Origin of the sequence: Blautia wexlerae DSM 19850 (assembly GCF_025148125.1) — a bacterium.
GTDB classification, from domain to species: Bacteria; Bacillota; Clostridia; order Lachnospirales; family Lachnospiraceae; genus Blautia_A; species Blautia_A wexlerae.
On sequence record NZ_CP102267.1, the window covers coordinates 4,416,740 to 4,434,286 of the forward strand.

Annotated in this window: 25 protein-coding genes and 2 pseudogenes; 4 read left to right on the top strand and 23 right to left on the bottom strand. The window is 46.0% G+C overall.

Annotated elements, in window-relative coordinates; translation table 11 throughout:
* The first annotated feature begins 12 nt into the window (after window positions 1–12).
* Complete coding sequence (locus NQ550_RS20580) at window positions 13–138, top strand: hypothetical protein (RefSeq protein ID WP_007037420.1); 126 nt, start codon at window positions 13–15, stop codon at window positions 136–138.
* 152 nt (window positions 139–290) lie between these two features.
* Here NQ550_RS20580 and NQ550_RS20585 read toward each other — a convergent pair whose 3' ends face one another.
* The 9 genes and pseudogenes from NQ550_RS20585 to NQ550_RS20625 all read right to left on the bottom strand — a co-directional run bounded on the left by NQ550_RS20585 (window position 291) and on the right by NQ550_RS20625 (window position 5,456).
* Window positions 291–779 (bottom strand): hypothetical protein, encoded by a 489-nt coding sequence (locus NQ550_RS20585; protein WP_002569239.1) that lies wholly within the window; start codon window positions 777–779, stop codon window positions 291–293.
* A gap of 114 nt (window positions 780–893) precedes the next feature.
* Window positions 894–1,199 carry a hypothetical protein gene (locus NQ550_RS20590; protein WP_002569240.1) on the bottom strand — a complete coding sequence of 102 codons (306 nt, stop codon included), beginning with the start codon at window positions 1,197–1,199 and terminating at the stop codon, window positions 894–896.
* 163 nt (window positions 1,200–1,362) lie between these two features.
* Window positions 1,363–1,503 carry a Maff2 family mobile element protein gene (locus NQ550_RS20595; protein WP_025577957.1) on the bottom strand — a complete coding sequence of 47 codons (141 nt, stop codon included), beginning with the start codon at window positions 1,501–1,503 and terminating at the stop codon, window positions 1,363–1,365.
* Between the two features lie 245 nt (window positions 1,504–1,748).
* Window positions 1,749–2,588, bottom strand: a pseudogene (locus NQ550_RS20600) (VirD4-like conjugal transfer protein, CD1115 family); the annotation flags it as partial.
* An 86-nt stretch (window positions 2,589–2,674) separates the two neighbouring features.
* On the bottom strand, window positions 2,675–3,082 hold the full coding sequence (locus NQ550_RS20605) for a hypothetical protein (protein WP_005924804.1): 408 nt from the start codon (window positions 3,080–3,082) through the stop codon (window positions 2,675–2,677).
* A 35-nt stretch (window positions 3,083–3,117) separates the two neighbouring features.
* Entirely contained in the window at window positions 3,118–3,291 is a 174-nt protein-coding gene (locus tag NQ550_RS20610) for a transposon-encoded TnpW family protein (protein ID WP_425459037.1), read from the bottom strand.
* Between the two features lie 64 nt (window positions 3,292–3,355).
* A complete protein-coding gene (locus tag NQ550_RS20615) occupies window positions 3,356–4,219 on the bottom strand; it encodes an ATP-binding protein (protein WP_025577965.1) in 864 nt (287 codons plus the stop codon).
* A complete protein-coding gene (locus tag NQ550_RS20620) occupies window positions 4,216–4,944 on the bottom strand; it encodes a phage replisome organizer N-terminal domain-containing protein (protein ID WP_025577966.1) in 729 nt (242 codons plus the stop codon). Before NQ550_RS20620 ends, NQ550_RS20615 begins: the two co-directional genes overlap by 4 nt.
* 113 nt (window positions 4,945–5,057) lie before the next feature.
* Window positions 5,058–5,456, bottom strand: coding sequence for a cysteine-rich VLP domain-containing protein (locus NQ550_RS20625; RefSeq protein ID WP_081703195.1), 399 nt, complete (start codon window positions 5,454–5,456; stop codon window positions 5,058–5,060).
* A 126-nt stretch (window positions 5,457–5,582) separates the two neighbouring features.
* Here NQ550_RS20625 and NQ550_RS20630 point away from each other — a divergent pair, with 126 nt between their 5' ends.
* Together NQ550_RS20630 and NQ550_RS20635 are read left to right on the top strand one after the other, a co-directional pair.
* Complete coding sequence (locus NQ550_RS20630; RefSeq protein WP_005924829.1) at window positions 5,583–5,861, top strand: type II toxin-antitoxin system RelB/DinJ family antitoxin; 279 nt, start codon at window positions 5,583–5,585, stop codon at window positions 5,859–5,861.
* Entirely contained in the window at window positions 5,858–6,148 is a 291-nt protein-coding gene (locus tag NQ550_RS20635; RefSeq protein ID WP_002596328.1) for a type II toxin-antitoxin system YafQ family toxin, read from the top strand. The genes NQ550_RS20630 and NQ550_RS20635 overlap by 4 nt, the downstream gene beginning before the upstream one ends.
* Window positions 6,149–6,255: 107 nt before the next feature.
* Here the strand turns inward: NQ550_RS20635 and mobQ are convergent, their stop codons facing one another.
* From mobQ to NQ550_RS20685, 10 genes are all read right to left on the bottom strand, one after another.
* Window positions 6,256–7,701, bottom strand: coding sequence for a MobQ family relaxase (gene mobQ, locus NQ550_RS20640; protein ID WP_025577970.1), 1,446 nt, complete (start codon window positions 7,699–7,701; stop codon window positions 6,256–6,258).
* A 187-nt stretch (window positions 7,702–7,888) separates the two neighbouring features.
* Window positions 7,889–8,179, bottom strand: coding sequence for a DUF3847 domain-containing protein (locus NQ550_RS20645; RefSeq protein WP_025577972.1), 291 nt, complete (start codon window positions 8,177–8,179; stop codon window positions 7,889–7,891).
* Window positions 8,180–8,207: 28 nt separating this feature from the next.
* A complete protein-coding gene (locus tag NQ550_RS20650) occupies window positions 8,208–8,669 on the bottom strand; it encodes an RNA polymerase sigma factor (protein WP_009296689.1) in 462 nt (153 codons plus the stop codon).
* 10 nt (window positions 8,670–8,679) lie between these two features.
* On the bottom strand, window positions 8,680–9,132 hold the full coding sequence (locus tag NQ550_RS20655) for a hypothetical protein (RefSeq protein WP_025577976.1): 453 nt from the start codon (window positions 9,130–9,132) through the stop codon (window positions 8,680–8,682).
* A 103-nt stretch (window positions 9,133–9,235) separates the two neighbouring features.
* The gene (locus NQ550_RS20660) at window positions 9,236–9,649 is read right to left on the bottom strand and encodes an RNA polymerase sigma factor (protein WP_025577978.1); all 414 of its coding nucleotides are present in this window, start codon (window positions 9,647–9,649) and stop codon (window positions 9,236–9,238) included.
* Window positions 9,650–10,173: 524 nt separating this feature from the next.
* Window positions 10,174–10,347: a cysteine-rich KTR domain-containing protein gene (locus tag NQ550_RS20665; protein WP_081026450.1), complete on the bottom strand. Its 174-nt coding sequence runs from the start codon at window positions 10,345–10,347 to the stop codon at window positions 10,174–10,176.
* A 5-nt stretch (window positions 10,348–10,352) separates the two neighbouring features.
* A complete protein-coding gene (locus NQ550_RS20670) occupies window positions 10,353–11,459 on the bottom strand; it encodes a hypothetical protein (RefSeq protein WP_025577979.1) in 1,107 nt (368 codons plus the stop codon).
* Window positions 11,452–12,327: an ABC transporter ATP-binding protein gene (locus NQ550_RS20675; RefSeq protein WP_025577980.1), complete on the bottom strand. Its 876-nt coding sequence runs from the start codon at window positions 12,325–12,327 to the stop codon at window positions 11,452–11,454. Before NQ550_RS20675 ends, NQ550_RS20670 begins: the two co-directional genes overlap by 8 nt.
* Window positions 12,312–13,085 carry a hypothetical protein gene (locus tag NQ550_RS20680; RefSeq protein ID WP_016300379.1) on the bottom strand — a complete coding sequence of 258 codons (774 nt, stop codon included), beginning with the start codon at window positions 13,083–13,085 and terminating at the stop codon, window positions 12,312–12,314. The genes NQ550_RS20675 and NQ550_RS20680 overlap by 16 nt, the downstream gene beginning before the upstream one ends.
* On the bottom strand, window positions 13,082–13,630 hold the full coding sequence (locus tag NQ550_RS20685) for an RNA polymerase sigma factor (RefSeq protein WP_025577983.1): 549 nt from the start codon (window positions 13,628–13,630) through the stop codon (window positions 13,082–13,084). Before NQ550_RS20685 ends, NQ550_RS20680 begins: the two co-directional genes overlap by 4 nt.
* A 235-nt stretch (window positions 13,631–13,865) precedes the next feature.
* Between NQ550_RS20685 and NQ550_RS20690 the strand changes: the two genes are divergently transcribed.
* Window positions 13,866–14,234, top strand: a complete 369-nt coding sequence (locus tag NQ550_RS20690; RefSeq protein ID WP_005933665.1) for a helix-turn-helix transcriptional regulator — start codon at window positions 13,866–13,868, stop codon at window positions 14,232–14,234.
* 27 nt (window positions 14,235–14,261) lie between these two features.
* Here NQ550_RS20690 and NQ550_RS20695 read toward each other — a convergent pair whose 3' ends face one another.
* From NQ550_RS20695 to NQ550_RS20710, 4 genes and pseudogenes are all read right to left on the bottom strand, one after another.
* Window positions 14,262–14,561, bottom strand: a complete 300-nt coding sequence (locus NQ550_RS20695) for a hypothetical protein (RefSeq protein ID WP_002596315.1) — start codon at window positions 14,559–14,561, stop codon at window positions 14,262–14,264.
* Between the two features lie 16 nt (window positions 14,562–14,577).
* Window positions 14,578–14,931, bottom strand: coding sequence for a TnpV protein (locus tag NQ550_RS20700; RefSeq protein ID WP_025577986.1), 354 nt, complete (start codon window positions 14,929–14,931; stop codon window positions 14,578–14,580).
* Between the two features lie 26 nt (window positions 14,932–14,957).
* Window positions 14,958–16,838 (bottom strand): recombinase family protein, encoded by a 1,881-nt coding sequence (locus NQ550_RS20705; protein WP_226815791.1) that lies wholly within the window; start codon window positions 16,836–16,838, stop codon window positions 14,958–14,960.
* 90 nt (window positions 16,839–16,928) lie between these two features.
* Window positions 16,929–17,462, bottom strand: a pseudogene (locus NQ550_RS20710) (type IV secretory system conjugative DNA transfer family protein); the annotation flags it as partial.
* Window positions 17,463–17,547 lie beyond the last annotated feature (85 nt).

Below are 17,547 nucleotides of genomic sequence, written 5' to 3' on the forward strand. Positions count from 1 at the left end.
CAAAAGAGCAGAATGGACGGACTTTCCGGCAAGAACTTTTCCGGCGGCTCGGTCTTTCCCGACAATAAGGCGTTTCGGAAGCTGCGTTTTGCCCGCTGTCTGAAAAAAATGGCAGCCTTTTTTGGTTTCACTGTCTAATACGGAACTTTTGGAAATTTGCCAAAAATGGACGCAAAAAAAGCAGCAAATCTTTTTCGGATTTACTGCTTCATGTGCCGCTGCGGTGCGGCGGGATGGATATTCAGTTGAAATAAAAGAGGATGGTGGTACTTTAGTCTATCGACTCTTTACTAACTATTAGGTAATCTTGAAAGATTTTCCTTGAATTTATCTAAAGAATGTTCATTGTTTCCCGCAAAAATAAGTGGAATTGTATATTCATATGATATGCCATTTTCATAGTCCGATAATTGTATTTTTATAGTATCATCCCTCTCATCTTTAGGTGCTATATATATGAATGAATTTTTATTTATATCAGATATTTTCCCTTTTTCAGAAGAAACAGTATAACCCCAGTCTGTTAAATTTGTCTTTATTGTAACTTCTGTTTCTGTTTCTTTTCTAGTCTGCAATGCTGTTTTATCGATTTGGATATCAAAAGGAGTCGAACCTAACAATTCACTGTTTATATTTACAAGTTCTTCTCCATTTGTTTTAGAAATATTAGATTCATCTTCATAATTTTGTTGAGATTCATCTTTTGGTGTTTCTCTGTTACATCCTAATAAAAAGCATAAAATAATTAGTACTAATACAGAAAGTTGTTTTTTTTGCATTTATTTCTCCTTTCATATTATCAAAGAAAGCACTGAGAGTACTTTCAAGAAATTTTGAAATATTCTCAATGCTTTCTATTTTTTGATTATAAACTTGCCGGTAATGATACTATGTTAATTTATCTCTTTCGCGTAACCTTTGTTGCAATATACACATGCACCATTCACCCATTTGTGAGACATTTCAATCGTCTCAACTTCATAAATGCTTACTTCTCCACAAATTAAACATTGTTTGTAATTATATACATGACGTGTCGCACATTTATCCCAGTCATCATATATACCAGGCATTTCATCTTCATATCCATAGTACTGGGGAGAACCCCAACTATGAGTATGAGCGGCAAATACAGTCATTGGAGCAGCTACAATTCCAGCTACTACTGAAAGTGCTAAAATAGATTTTCTTAAATTCATAAGTTCCTCCCTTTCCTTAAAAATACATAGCTCTTTGTTACATTGTCATTTTAACATAATAATTGGTAAAATGCAATAATTTATTTTCTATTTACGAGAAAATACTGTGCATATTATCTTATTTAGGAATAGTTAAGGCGGCTACCTAAATCTTTTTATTACTTTACCGCACATGAGCATTTGCACCTGGGTTATCATTTCCGTAACCTTCGAGAAGGTTTACAACACCCCATGCGCCCAGACCTGCGCCCAGGGCGATCACAAGGATCTTCAAAGTATCAATCGCGCTTGCAAAAAATGCCATAATGTTCCTCCTTTAATTTCAGAAATTTTAATTTGTGATATGGCCGTATCAGGCCGGAAACAAAAAAAGTCGCCGCACTGTTTTTAGAAAAAAATCTGTTTCAAACAGCACGGCGGCATGGGGCAGGAAGAATCCTGCGGTTATTTACTTTTCAGGGAGAATCACGAATCCTCAAAAAATCCTCCTTTCATCGTGACAAAAACAAAGCCTGCCGGGGCATCATGCTTTGACAGGCAGGAACAACTCTATAAAGTCTGGGAAGCCAGATCTTCGGCTGTGACTTCATAATTGCGGTATCGTTCACCGGGACGCATCGGCATCCGGGTAGAAAGAAACTTTTCGATATTAAAAGCGTTCTTCTCATTAAAATCGGAAAGCAGTTTGTAATTTGGGTGTTTGGTTATATCGTATTTCCGGGAGAGGAACGGCCGCACACCCCTGATCTGCAGCAGACATTTGCCCCCGTCCATAACTGCCAGTTCATCCACCGACATCAGATCCTTTCCCAGCTTTTGAAAATTTTGTCCGTGGGATTCCTGATTGCCCTTTGTGACACTGGTGTTATACAGGTCGATGGTCTCTTTCCCCAATAGGGAGTTCCAGCTTTTTAAGGTGGTTTCTTCTTTGCCTCCTAAGAAAAGAGAGGCGTCACAGTTACCGATGACGGTGTCCATGTTGTCTTTATACAGGGCTTTGAGCTGGCTTTGCGCCTGCAGCACCAGGCAGGCAGAGATCTCACGGCTTCGGATGGTCGCCATAAGACGCTCCAGGTTCGGGATCTGCCCGATATTTGCCGCCTCGTCGATCAGGCAGCGTACATGGATGGGAAGCCTTCCGCCATATATATCATCTGCCCGTTCGCACAAGCGGTTAAACAAAATGGAATAGATCAGACTGATCAAAAATGCAAAGGTCCCGTCCGTATCACTCATAATAAGGAAAAGAGCAGTCCGTTCATCCCCCAGCATATCCAGATCCAGTTCGTCATACATGGTAATTTCCCTGACTTCTTTAATGTCAAAAGGAGCCAGTCTGGAAGCACAGGAAATAAGGATCGACTTTGCTGTTTTTCCAGAAACGAGTTGTCAAGGACTTTTTAATCAAATTCACAAAAAATCCACAAAAAAGGTGCCAGAAGCATTGTATGGCTCCTGACACCTCGTTTGATAGATTACATTTTTCCGTTCAGCAGGTCTTTGCAGAGATACGCATAGTCTGGCAGCTGGTTGATATATGGCTCCCAGCGCCGCTTGATTTCGGCCAATTCCAGCGGATCGGCTGCTTCCAGCGCGTGATCGTTGCCCGTCATATATAAAACATCCGTAGCTACATCGTCCAAACACCTGTAACAGAGATCGGCGGCAGATTCGATTCTGATACCGGTATCCACATAGACTGGATTTACGCCAATCGTCAGCCAGACATAGCCTACCTTGTCCGACCAGAGCAGTTCAAAATCAGGGCTTTGCCGCAGATGTTCCGCAAAGACCTCCTTTACCCGTTCAATTTCATGTTTTTCTTTTTCTGTGTAAAGCATTTTCGTATCCTCCTTGACAAAAATTTTGGTGCGTACCATCATCAGTTTAGCACAAGGCGGCTTCGTTTATCAGTCTTTCACATCTGCTGAATTTCATTTTTGAGCATACGCTTGATTTTATCGCTCATGGTTTCTGTGCTGGTATTGCTGAAATGGACATGAACCTTGTAGGTTGTCTTGCCGATTTTCTTTACCATCGCTGGCGTGTTTTTCGGCGCTCTGGATGCAGTAGCGGCGTCTGCCACCTGCATAGTACGAGGTTCTCTGTTCATGGCGCTCCTTTCTCCGAACGGGTCTGTGCCGCCCGGTAAAAAATCAGTCTTGCTTACTGTTTACAATGTCTTTTGCTGTCTGTCGGGTAGCACCGGCATTTTCTTCCCGGAAATTCTTCCCGTCAAAAAGAATCGGCGCACACCGTTCCAAAATACGGTCATAGATACGGGCGTGAGCCAGATCAGGCGGGTTTTTCAACTCGGACAGTTTCAAGTTTGTTGTGATAATCATGGGTCTGCGGCTGCGATAGCGGCTGTCGATGACGAAAAACATCTGCTCCATAGCATATTCTGTACTGCGCTCTACACCCAGATCGTCAATGATAAGCAGGTCATATTCGTCAAAGCTGGCAATAAACTCTGACCTGTCCTCAGAGAACATCCCGGTCAGGCGGTTCAGAATGGTGGGGAAGTTCGTCATCAGCACCGGCACATCCTGGTCAAGTAGAGCGTTGGCAATACATCCGGCGAAAAAAGACTTGCCGGTTCCCACATCTCCAAACAGCAAAAGCCCGATATTGCTCTTATATGCCTCTTTCCAGTTCTCCACATAGGCGTGAGCCTTGTCCATCAATGGGTTTTGCCCGTTATCATTGGAAAATGTGTAGTCGTACAGATAACGGTCTTGCAAGCCCTGTGCCTTTCGGCGTTTGATACGCTCCATGCGGCGCTGCCGTTCTTCAGCAGCCTTGCGCTGCTCCTCAGCCTCCCGCTGGCACTGGCAGATGCAGCGCGGCATAAAGTAGCCGGATTTCCCAAAGCATGGCACAACGGTCTGCCTCTGTCCGCCGCATTTCTTACAGTGGATGAGACCGTCTGACGGATCTATATACTCGTCCCCGGCCAATTCCACACCGACAGCTGCCTTGTCGATGAACGCCCGGATTTCTGCGGTAATCTCAATCATACAGTTTCATCCTCCTTTACGCTGTAATCCCGGTTGCGTGAGGGTGTGACAGCTTTTTTAGCGTCCTCACCGGCCCAGCGCCGGATGGTCGCTGCATGGCTCTGATACCGCTTGCCGGTAGAGGCCATGTACTCGGACAGCTTTTCGATGTACTGGCCCCATACGGTGGGAAAGCTGGCCTGTAAGTCTGCCAGTTCCCCGTCCGTCAGGAAAACATTCTGGTAACGGCCATAGGCGCGGGCGGAGCGTCCCTTCTCTATCTCTCTCTTTATCTCTATCTCTTTCTCTAACTCTATCTCTGGTGGACGAATGTCGGACAAATGTCCGCCGTTTGTCCGGGGCGCGGAAAGAGCCTTGTTTTGGAGCCTCGCCGCCCGCTTTCGCTCGGCCTCGGTGGAGGACTGGCCGATCAGCAGTTCAATATTGCTCATGTAGAAGGTGCCGCTGTCCAGCACTTCCACAAGGCCCAGCTTCAGGAAGATTTGCAAGGCCCTCTCCACAGTGCCGATATGCTGGCGGGTGATGGTGGCGATCATCTGCGCCGTGTAAGGAATGTCCTCGTCAAGTTGAAGCCGTCCACCATGTTTCAGCGATTTCAGATACAGCTTGAGCAGAATGTTGGAATACAGCACACCATCCTGCATACTTTCCAGCAGCACGATGGAATCATCGTCAAAATAGTTTTCTTTGAGTTTCAGGTAATAATATTTTCGGTTGTCTGACATAGGGTTCCTCCTTGGGGTTTCTCTTGGGATTCTGTACGCATTTTAAGGCCGTTTTAGGGGTCGGAGGATAAATCTATCAGCCTGCCTTTGACACCCTCGAAAAAATCCTTGATTTACAAGGGTTTTTCAGCCCCTAAAGCGTGACATTTCTCCCGTTGTTTCCGCTTGCGCTTTGCGGCGTTGATCCGCTTCATGCGAGTGGAACATTCCGGGCAGTATTTGGCCCTGTTAGAACGGGGGGTAAACAGCGCCCCGCATACGGCGCATTTCTTCGCATTCAGCCGGTGGAACAGCGCCGTTTCCAGTTCCTTATCCTGCGGCAATACCGCCGTCCGAAACCACCTGCACAACAGGGAGTAGGAAATAGACTGGACACAGACACATTCCTCCCCATCGTCCAGGGCGATACAATTTCCGTCGATGTAGTTGCAGCACTCATGCACCAGCCTCCGCGCTCTGCGGTACTGGCGGTAATCCATGACGGGGATAGGTTCAGTCTTGTCGTTCTTCATAAATGATTTCTCTCACAAAGCAGGTAACCTCCTTGAATGAATTTATTGTTAAATATTCGTGCAAAGTATTGTTTTCTTCGTGCAAATGGCATATACTATAATTGCCAGCAGAAAGGGGTTGATCGTATGGCTGGAAATACCACAAACATCAGTATCCGCATGGACGCAGATTTGAAAGCACAGGCGGACGCACTGTTTACTGAACTTGGCATGAACCTGACTACGGCGTTTAACATCTTTGTGCGCCAGTCGCTTCGTGAAGGCGGCATTCCCTTTGAAGTAAGGCTGGAACAGCCGAACAAAGAAACGGTTGCTGCCATGCTGGAAGCGGAAAGGATTGCAAAAGACCCGTCTGTAAAGGGCTACAATGACCTTGACGAGTTGTTTGCTGACCTGAAAAGATGAAAGAAACCAAATATACCGTCAAGTACACGACCAGTTTCAAAAAGGACTACAAACGAGCTATAAAGCGTGGCTTGAAAATTGAGCTGTTGGAGCAGGTCGTAGCATTGCTGGCAATGGGCGAACCGCTGCCAGATAAGAACCGTGACCATGACCTGTCCGGCGATTGGGCAGGCCATCGGGAATGTCATATTCTCCCGGACTGGCTGCTTGTCTACCGCATAGAAGATGATGTTCTGGTGCTGACGCTGGCCCGCACCGGCACACACAGCGACTTGTTCGGCAAATAAACCGACTGCCGCCGTATGGGGAAACCTGTACGGCGGTTTTTCTGTGTGCAAAAGGGTGTCGTGAAACGCGACGCGCCTAAAAGGAGTACGCCAAAACACGGTAGCCCTTACCGCTCCGGTTCCCGGTCGTGAGGTTTGTCCCGTTCCTGTCGGGACAACTGCTCGGCGGTTTTGCGGAGCCGTTCCACTGCTTTCAAATCCTCCCGCATTGATTTCATGGCAAGCGTATCCGTCTGCTTTCCGGCGGTCAGCTGGTCGATTTCCCGCTGCCATGCCTTCGGGGTGATTGCCTCGCCGTTGTCTTTCAGTTCTTTCAGATACCGGGCCGCTGCGTCATAGAGGATCAGTTCCCGGCTGTGGCGCTGTTCAAACTGTTCCCGTTTTTCCGGCTTTACTTTGGCAAGCTGCTTGTGGATGGACTTGTACTGGTTGTACTGTTCCCACATCTCCCCGCGCTCGGTAAGGGTAGTGATCCGGCGCTCGGCCTTGACGATCTTTCCGCGCAGGTCATAGTAACGGCTGTTCATATCAGCGATTTTTTCATGAAGCTGCTGCATAGACTGGATGCCGTTTGCCTGCAAAAAGCTGAATAGTGCAGCGCTTTCTTGCAAAGCCCGGATTTTGCCGGTGCGGGTGTCAGGCCGCTTGAGCTGCTGCTGGGCCTCCCACAAGGCGGTCAAGCTGCTTTGCTGTGTTTGTGGTTTTTCCGTTTCGGCTTTCGACCAGCGATAAAGACGGGTAATGCGGGCTTTGATTTCTTTCAGCAGCTTGTTGTCGGCGGCGATCTGCCGGTTTACTTCTCCCTTGTCGGTGCGGATACCGCGCTTTTCCATTTGGCTGGCGGCTGGCCCCAGATGGACAGAGGGGATTTTATCAATGCCCTGTCGCTTGTAGCTGCGGTGGTCTACCAGGGCGGGATGACCGGCGGCCTCCAATGCCCTGTTGGTGCAGGCCGCCCATGCCGCCCGCCAAATCTCCACATTCCCTTTGTCGTTCCAGTCGGTGGTGTCCTCCCGGTGGTTCTTCCAGCCGCCTTTCCCGTCCGGGATACGCTGTCCATTCTCGTCCAGGTCGTATGCCTTGCGGCACTTTGCGCCCCATGCGCCATTTTCTTTCAGGGGCCGGACGGTCAGCATGATATGAACATGGGGGTTGCCGGTTCCCTTGTCATGGATAGCAAAGTCGGCGCACATTCCTTTGCCTACAAAGTTGTCCTTCACATAGGCACGCACAAGGGCAAGCTGCTGTTCGCCGGACAGTTCACGGGGCAGGGCTGCTTCAATCTCGCGGGCAAGCTGGCTGTCCCTTGCTTTCTCGATTTGCTCCACGCTGTTCCAGAGGATAGATCGGTCTGCAAATTCCGGCGGCGCGTGGGCAGGCAGCATGATCTCCGCATGGACAATGCCGCCTTTCCGGGTGTAGTCGTGGGTCATTCCATCCCATTCATTTGTCAGCTTGGTTCCGCTGCGGTAAGCAGCTGCGGCAACAGCAGAACGGCCTGCGCTGCGCTTGATAATACTGACGGGGATATGACAAAAATCTATGGGTGGCACCTTCTTTCGGCGGGGATATTTCAGGCTCCGTGGAGCCGAACAAACGCGAAGCGTGTGTTTGGCTGCGCGGGGCGTACAAGGGGTTTGGGGAGTGTAGCGCCCCATCGCGGACGAAGTACGCAACAGCCCCCGGCAGGGCGCACGACACCGGCAACGGTGTATAAGTGCGCCCTTGTAAACAAGGGACTTATGGCGTGTCCCCGGATTTTGGCAGGTTTGCAGTCAATTCCGCAGCCCCCGGAAGATGGGACAGGGTAATCAGAAATGCTTTGACCTCTGCGCCGGAAAGGTCGGGAGCCAACGGGAAAATCCCCTCCAAAACGGCTCCACGCTCAATCAGGCGGCGGGTGCGAACCCTGCGTTCTTCATTTCGCTGCTTGTTCTCCAAAATCTTCTTTCGGTTTTCAAGCTGCCGGATCTCCTTCAGTACTTTCTCCCGTTCTTCTTTTTGGGGGTGGGCTGTATTTTTTTCGTTCATGTCATGCACCTCTTTTCTTTGGAAATACTCATAGATTGACCGTCCATTTCTGACGCGCAAAGTACCGGCGCAGCCTTCGCAGTGCAGCGTGGATGGATTTTCCCGCCTGTGATGGCGTGATACCCTCCATTGCGGCAATATCTTTCACTTTCATACCCAGCATATAGCGGGCGTGGACACGGCGAGCCTGCATAGGCGGCAGGGAAGAAATGGCTTCGTACAATCGCCGTATCAGTTCTTCATATTCGGCTAATTCTTCTTTTTCTATCAGGTAGTCCTCCGGAGATGGCTGCGCCCAGCCGATGGCGGCATTTTCGATTCCATCGTTACAATCGAGGGAATAAAACGCCTTATACCGGAACATCTTGCGATCTCTGGCGGCCTCGGCTCTCTTGTCCAGAAGAAACGCTTCGACGATCTCATCGGACACCTCCACAAAAATGTCCTCTTTGCAAAATGGATAATATTGTTTGAGATTGATGGTCTGCATAGGCACGCCCTCACTCTGTTTGAAAAAGGTCATCATAGCAGCGGCGCATATTCCGCAGCCCCCGGTGGATGGCAACGCTGACCTTACTGCTATGGATACCCTCTCTCCGGGCGATTTCCGGCTGCTTGATACCGGCAATGTAGTAGGCGTGAACACGGCGGGCCTGTGTCGGAGTGGCATGAGCCAGAGCCGCAGGCAGAGCTGCAATCAGGTGCAGGCGGGTGGTCATTTCTTCTCGTTCCAGCAAAATATCTTCCGGCGATCTGCTGTGTTCCAGTGCGTAATTTTCCAGCCAGCTGTATGCGTCCAGAGAGTAGTAGGCGCGGTGGTAGACTTTCCGACGCTCATAGTTCTCCATCTCCCGCTGGGCCTGATACATCGCTGCCCATACCTCGTCCGTAACATCCACAAACTCGTCATGCCGGTAGTGGGGATACATCCACCGCAGATTGATTGTTTTCATAGGCTTACCTCCTGAAAATCGGAGAGGCGGACAGCTCGTCCGCTGTCCGCCCCTCGCTGAGATAAGGGAAATGATCCCTTTCACTTGGTAGCCAGAAAACAGGTCATTCGTTAAGCCTGTTCTCAAAGAAATTTATAAATTTTTTTCTGACCGCCTCCACACTTTGATAAACAGCTACTTTGGAGCAGCCGCACAGCACACCGATCTCCGCAAGGCTCAGCCCGTCAAGCGCATAGAGCAGGAACCGGCGGCGCTGGGCCTCGGTACAGGTGTCCAGAACAGCCATCAGATCATGCAGCGTTTCCATGCGGCAAAGGTATTCCTCCGGCGTTTCGCTGTAAACGCCCACGCCCTCGGTAAAAGCTATGTACTCGTCAAACTCCCGCCCGTCCCAATGCCGCCGCTGTTCATGGGCAAGGTTTTCCGTCTTGTGATCGGCACGGTCAAGAAATTCATAGACTTCCAGCGTGACCTCCACGGTCACAGCTTGTCCGTTATAATTGATGGTAACTTCCATCTGCCTTTCCTCCATTCAGATTTTTTGGTAAATCTGAATGAGGCGGCGGGGAGCGGCACTGGGGATAAAGTTCGGGCCATGCTGACCCGATGTTCCGGCTCCATAGGGACAAAAAAGCGCCCGGACGGCATAAAGCCATACGAGCGTAATAGAGTATATTTTGCTGTTTAGTTACATGGTATAGTGCATACTTCTGACCGCATTGCTCCGCTGCTGGGAACAGGCTTTTTTTAACTGGTGCAGATCATGGATACTGTGAAAAGACGCAAACATAGACACGGCGGCATCCTCCTATATGCCGCCGTGGATTTACACGGTGTTGGGTCGTCGTTGGTTTAGGGTAGACGAAAAGAAACGGCGGCTCTGATTTCTCAAAACCGCCGCCAGGGTATCTAGAGTAAGCGCACAAAATCAACCTGCCCAGCTACGGTTTTTTTCTTTCCCCATTAGGCGGGGCAGGTTTAAAAGAATATGAAAAGCCGATAACAGCAGTCATGTTAGCCTGCGTGTTATCGGCTCTGCGTCTATGCGTCTGGCTCTCTAATAACGGATATATTCAGTTGCTTTACATGAATGAGCGTTTCCTGTTTACATTTTGGACAGAACAAGGGGAAATTCCTTAATTCCGTGTCAATTCGTATTTTTATTCGGGTTTTATTATGGCATATAGGACAACTAACCCAACTTGTCTCTTTCATCAAAATTACCCTGTAACTTGATGTTTCTTTGATATATTTTTTGTTAGTCTATAAAATACGAATATCAATCCAACATTAAGGATGATCATAAAGACCGGCTGGCTCATACCGAAATATGTTTTCATATCAGAAAATATACCGTTTGTATGAAGCATAAAAATCGGGCAAATTTCCTGCATTTTTTGTAAAACAGGAAGGCTATCATTAAAATCAAACACAACTGGCAAGAAGCAGATGACGCAAGAAGTAATAAGCGCTGTAACAGGAGAACTCATTTGAGCACTTAAAAACAATGTAATAGTTGTCAAGGCTACAATCCCAAAAATATTCAATATTACAGAGATAAAGAACATTTGCAAAAAGGTCAAATTATATATTGAAGAAGCATAATGTAATGAAGATTGAATGCTTACATTCCACCCCTGTAACCCATAGGTACAGCCATACAGAACTAAATTTAGCAGTAAATACAAGAGGTATGTGCCAATTACAACTTCCAAGGCCGCTATAATTTTTGAAGTTGTGAGTTTGGTTCGGCCATACCGAGCCGAATAAATAATGCTATCTGTATGAAGTGCATACTCTTCTGAGAAAACAGGAGATAGAGTGATTACAACAATTAAACATATCATTATGGACAAGATGCTCCCCATTCCAGATAATAGCTTATCCCAGCCATCGCAATATCCTAAAGTCACAGTTGGACTATTTGGATATGCTGTTTCGAGTGACTTAAAACTACCATCAGAATTTGTCAAATATTCCAGAATCGCCGCTTGGTCACGATAAACATGAACAGCAGAAAAAGCAGAATTTTCATCTTGTCCAACAGTTGCTTGTTTTGCTTGGTCGATTTTTTCTTGCATAGTAAGTAATGTATTTTGAGAGAGTTTTCCTTCAAATATTTCTGCTACTTCCTTCCGTTGTTCAATGGCTGTAAAACCGCTTGCTAATGCCATTTTTTCAAGGTCATAATCATAGAAAACATTTTGATAATTAAATTGAAAAAAGAAAAAATAGGCAACGATAAGAACCATACCAGCTAAAAACAACATTCGTGTTTGCTTTCTCGAACATATTTTATTTCGTTCTGCTTTTATCATTTCATTCATGCTCGGATACCTCCGCAAAATAGTATAAATACAAATCTTCCAATGTTGGATCAACATTCCAAGCGGTTCTGCATGGTGCTTCTTGAGAAATAATCCTCAGCCGTTCTGCACCATTATTATGTTTCAGATTTGCTGTTACATAGTTCAATTCTAATTCTTCGGCCTCTTTTCGAGATACATCACATTCCCAAACACATTTTTCAATCGGCTTCAAAATTTCTTCTGGAGAACCATGTTGAATTAACTCGCCATTTTTCATAATCAGAATCTCATTTGCGATATATTCAACATCAGAAACAATGTGAGTGGACAAAATTACAATTCTATTTTCTGCCAAAGAACTAATCAGATTCCTAAACCGCACCCGCTCTTTCGGGTCAAGTCCAGCTGTAGGTTCATCCAAAATCAAAATACGGGGATCGTTTAGTAATGCTTGAGCAATTCCCAAGCGTTGTTTCATACCGCCGGAAAAAGTTTTGATTTTTTCGTTTTTCTGTGTGAGCAGATCAACAACCTGCAACAGCTCCATTGTGCGATTATGGGCTTTTTTAGGCGGCAGCCCCTTTATTGCAGAGATATACATCAAAAATTTATACGCTGTAAAGTTAGGATAATAGCCAAAATTTTGTGGCAGGTAGCCTAAGATATTACGATATTTCTCGCCCAAATCATGAATGTTTTTCCCGTTAAAAAAAATGGCTCCTTTCGTTTCAGTTTGGACATCGCAAATCATTCGCATCAAAGTTGTCTTGCCCGCACCATTTGCCCCGAGTAGACCATAAACACCATTTGTTAATTTTGCGCTGAAATGATTTACAGCTTTTTTTCTTCCATATTCTTTTGAAAGATCATTTATTGTAAGTTCCATATCAATTCTCCAATCATTTTTTCTTTTTTCAAGTACAGTTGAAGTGTTTTCCCTAATAGGATAATAGATAACACATAAAATCCAATCCATCCCCAGAACATAGACGCTTCAAATATAAATCGCTGATGGAGTACAAGAGAAAATGTTCCAGAAAGAAAAATCATACAAGCGATTAAATGATACAAGCTATCGTTTGTCCTGCTTTTCGCGCATATAAAAAGATAACAAGTACAAGAAATATTAAATGGAATCAAACCATACAACACCATTTCAATCATTGATTTCTGGTAAATATATGCCATTGAAATTAAAATGACTGTTATTAGGAAAAGGTTGATTACTCCAATAATCAGCATACGACCTGCTACAATTTTTACCAGCGTTGTTCTACTAGACTGTTCAATTTCCCACATACCATAGATGTTGCTTTTAGATATTTCTATTGCACCTAATAACGCAAGGAATGGAACCATAACTGCAAGGATTGTCAATGGATAATAAAATGGAACCCTCCATTGGCCCAGGATACATGCTAATAATACTGCACATATAGTGAGTATTATTTGAACAATCCAGAAAGAAAGCGGCAGAAATTGAAGTTGGTTCAATATAATATCTCGCATTGAATTTTTATTGAATTCAGAACTATTCATGTAACTTTTTCCAGCTACGATTACTGCTTTAATTTTAGGTTCAGATGGAGCAGGCGTTTCACAACTCTGCAACCATTCTAATACACCATTTTGTTTTTGGGTCATACATTATCGCCTCCTCTAAAATCAGCCAAATATCGTTCCAGTTTTTTAATCCCCTGTTGGAGCCTAGATTTTACAGTAGAAACACTAGCTTTTGTAATGGTTGCAATCTCTCGGATTTTCAAATCATAATAAAATCGTAAAATGATGACCTCTTTTTGATAGTCCGGTAATGTGTTGATTGCATATTGAATTTGCGCTTTAAGTTCGTTAAGCTCAATTTTTTCAAAGGCATTATCAGTATCTTCTATATCTTCAAGAGTTTCTAAATCCATATACAGGGGTTTTGCTTTCTTAGTATAATTGTTACAGGTATTAACAGCAATCGTTAGCAGGTAGTTTTGAAATTTCCCGATCTTTCGTACTGATTGAATATTCTCCAACAATTTCAAGAAAACATCTTGTGTAATATCTGCGGCGGTATCTGGATTGCCGTTCAATCGCCGACAACAAAATAGATAAATTGACTGATAATATTTTCGGACAATTATCTCAAATGCATCTGTGTCACCCGACTGGATTTTTTTAATTAGTATGAAATCTTCGATACCGTGTCACCGCCTTCCATGTGTAAAACGCCTTACACTTAATATACAACTGAGTAACCCAAAAGGATTTAACTTTAGAAATTTTTCTTTTACTTTTTTCATTTCCCTTCTATTGTAATTCCTGTTCTTGAAAAATATAAGATGTAATATATGAATTATAAACTTCAACCAACCTGCATATAGCGACATTCCACGGGCAAAGTATGAATTATACAATGTAACTGGGTGATGTTATATGGCGAAAGTTGAAGATTGTCCCGGTTTTGAAACCTTCGGCGCAGATGTCAAAGCTGCACGAGAGGCAAAGCGTCTGGCACGAAAAACATTGGCAGAAATGGTTGGGATTGAATGGCGGTATCTTGCCAACATTGAGAATCAAGGTGCGATTCCGAGCCTGCCTGTGATGATCCAGTTGATTAAGGTCTGCGGACTTCCCGTGGAACGGTATTTTAACCCGGAGATTATGCGAGAAGAAAGCGAACAGCGGCAGCGGGTCAGCCACAAGCTGAAACTCTGCCCTGAAGAATACCTGCCGATTATCGAAGGTGCCATAGACGGGGCGCTCAAAATGGAACAGACTGCGAAGCAGAAGGAGGACGCATAATCGCGGCCTCCTTCTGGCATTTCTATATCAAGGTTCCCGGCACTTTTCCAAAAGTTCCCGACACCTCTGCTGGATTTCTCCGGTTTCTGTCACAGTCAGGTCACGGTCATTTCCAGTAATCTTATCTTCCAGAAAGTTGGCGTATGTACCCAACAAAGCGTTCCGTAAATCCTCCGGGGTTTTCTGTATTTCAGCGCTGTACCAGTCATTCCGGTGGGGTTCCCATGCCATCAATGTATAACCATGACTGGTCTGAACCACCTCATACAGAGGGTCATCCTCCAGATATGCCTGAAACACTTTCAAAACCTTTTCAAAGGTCAGCATTTCCCGCACCTCCCATTCAGCTGCAAATCAGTTTCCTGATTAAAATTTCCTCAATCTGTGCCGTTAATGTGTTCATCAGCCCCACCCAACGCATAGGATCACAGGCTTTCAGTTCTTCCGTGACACCCGCAGTCTCCATCATGTGAGGCAACATGGTGTCCACACGCTCCTGCGCTGTCCGGTCAATCTCTATCAGGTGCGGATACAGCTTCTCGCTCATCAGCAGTTGGTTGTAGAGAATGGGGCGATGTTCCTTTAGGTAGGATTTTCGCATTCTGCCGTACTTGCCGATAGAAGTTTCCGGCTGTTCAGAAAGTTTTAGGTTGGGTATATCATAATCTCCACAACGAATGTAAGTCAACTTACTCATATTCATGCTCCTTTGCTCCGTGATGATTAGACTGCTGCGCTGGCTGCTATGCTGCCTTTGCGCGGTTCTTCTTTTGGTAGCTGCCCGATAGTAGAAAAAACACCTTTTTTCATATCCTCAGCCCGGATCATGGCTTTCTTAGCGTCCATTTCCGCTTTTTTCTTCGCCTTGATTTTGTCCTCATACCGTTTCTGTGCGCCGCTGGCTTTCCGCTTCAAATAATTCTGATGAAGCCTGTCCTTGCGTTCTTCTTTTTTCCGCAGTTCTTCCTGTTCCTCCGGGGTTAAAGGAACCGGCTGTAAGGATGGTGGGATATAGCGCCCTAAAAAATTGAAGTAGATTTCAATTTCCTGCGTGGTGTCCTGGCTGCCTTTTCGGGCGCGTTCGTGGACAAGGATTTTCTCTACAAACTCGTTGAGCATGGTGTTTGTCAGCGTGTCAAAATTCTCATACTTATCAATCAGGGCTATAAATTTCTCTGCTGATTTCTGGCTCTGCTCATAGCCGGTAACAGCCTTTTCCAGCTCTGCAATTTCAATCTCAAGTGCATCCTGCTCTTTGGCATACTGTGCATCAAGCGCCTTATATCGTGCATCCGGCAGCTTGCCGAGGGCGTTGTCCTCATAGATTTTGCAAATCAGTTTTTCCAGTTCTCCGGCTCTCTTTTGGGCAGCAGCCAAACGCCTGCGCTTTTTCGATATATCGGCACTCTGTTGAGCAACCTGCGTCTCCTGAACAGTGTGAATAAATTCCGTCCGGTCATTTCTGGAATATTCAGCGATAGCCCGGAGCGTGTCGGAAACCAATGTCAGAACAGCGCTCTCATTGATACGGTGTTGAGTGGGGCATAGTGTCCCACACGGAATTTTGGTATAATTGGAACAGGTATATTGAGAAATCCGCCTGCCATTGTTGGTGCGGTGGACATACATCTTGCCGCCACAATCTGCACAATAGAGCAAGCCTGTGAGGGGAGCCGCTTCGCCCCAGCCGTTTGGATAACGCCGTACATTGCTGCGGATTTTCTGCACCAAATCAAAGGTCTGCTGGTCGATAATGGCTTCATGGGTATTCTCAAAGATCGTCCATTCGTCCTCAGAAACATAGTGGCTTTTCTTGTCCTTAAAGTGCTTGCGGGTCTTGAAATTGATGGTGTGCCCTAAATACTCTCGCTTTTTCAAAATGTTCACGATGGTAGATGATCCCCATCCATAGGGGTCTTTGACCGGCTTTGAACGGTTCACACCCTCGTTGAAGCGGGCAAGGTGTACGACAGGAATTTCAATCCGGTCTGCGGATAGTTTGCAAGCAATCTGATAAGGCCCATATCCCTCCAGCGTGAGGGAAAAGATACGGCGTACCACTTCGGCGGCTTCTTCATCTACCAGCCAATGCTCCCGCTTTTCGTCCCATAAGTAGCCGTAAATCACGGTGCCTGTCAGGTGCTTACCACTCATGCCTTTTGACTTAAACACAGAGCGGATTTTCCGGCTGGTATCACGGGCGTAAAATTCATTCATGATGTTGCGGAACGGGGTAAAATCGTCATCACCTTTCAGACTGTCTACACCGTCGTTGATGGCAATCAGACGAACACCTCGCTGCCGCAAAACCTCCATAACTTGACCGACCTTCAGATAGTCGCGTCCTAACCGGCTCATGTCCTTGATGACGATTGCCTCTACACGCCCTGCCTCCACTTCCTCCATCATCGCCAAAAATCCGGGGCGGTCAAACCGGGTGCCTGAGATACCGTCATCTGTAAAATGCGTAGGATTTGGCAGCCCGTTCCGGCGAGCAAAATCCTCCAACATCTGTTTTTGGTTGGATATGGAATTGCTCTCGCCCTGTAACTCATCGTCCCGGCTCAGGCGCTCGTACAGTGGGGTGATTTTTTCGTTTCTCATAGCTGTACCTCCTGAAACAAAAATGCTCTAAGTGATTGCTTCACTAACCATGACAAAATCATGATTAAGAAGTCACTTAGAGCATATATCACCGGCAGCGAGCTTATATTTCTTATATTGACGCAGGGCAAAATGATCCGGGTCTTTCTGTTCCAGCGCGTCAAAGAGAAGGTCAACGGCATTTTTGAACGATTCATCATCCTCACGGACCTCCATTGCGTTCAGCATTTCTACCAGTGTGGCAAAATTCTGTTCGTTTGCCGGGGCTTCATAGTAGATATATCCGATCAGTGCCGTATAGAGCAGGGTTTCTGCCTTGACCCAGAAATCGTCTCCGGCTTTTCCTTCGCCTTTGGTATTGGAGATCAGAGTCGTGACGATTTTCAAAATATCTTTCTCGGAATGAATGTAGGCGAATGGGTTAAAGTGCATACTTTTCTGAAAATTGATCGTATTGAATACCCGTATTTTATAGGGCTCATAGATGATCTTTCCTTTTTCATTCCGCACAGGCTTTCCGTCCTTGTCCAGCTTTGGCGTGCCTCGCTGTAACATCTTTCCGCATTCCACAAGGACTGTACCTTTCGGATCGGTGACGACGTAGGAACTGTGCATTTGCATCAGATATGAGGTAGGCACCCTGCGCCTTGCTGACTTTCATCAGTAGGTTTCAGGGAACCGCCTCCCAAACCGGACGTACACCTCTCAG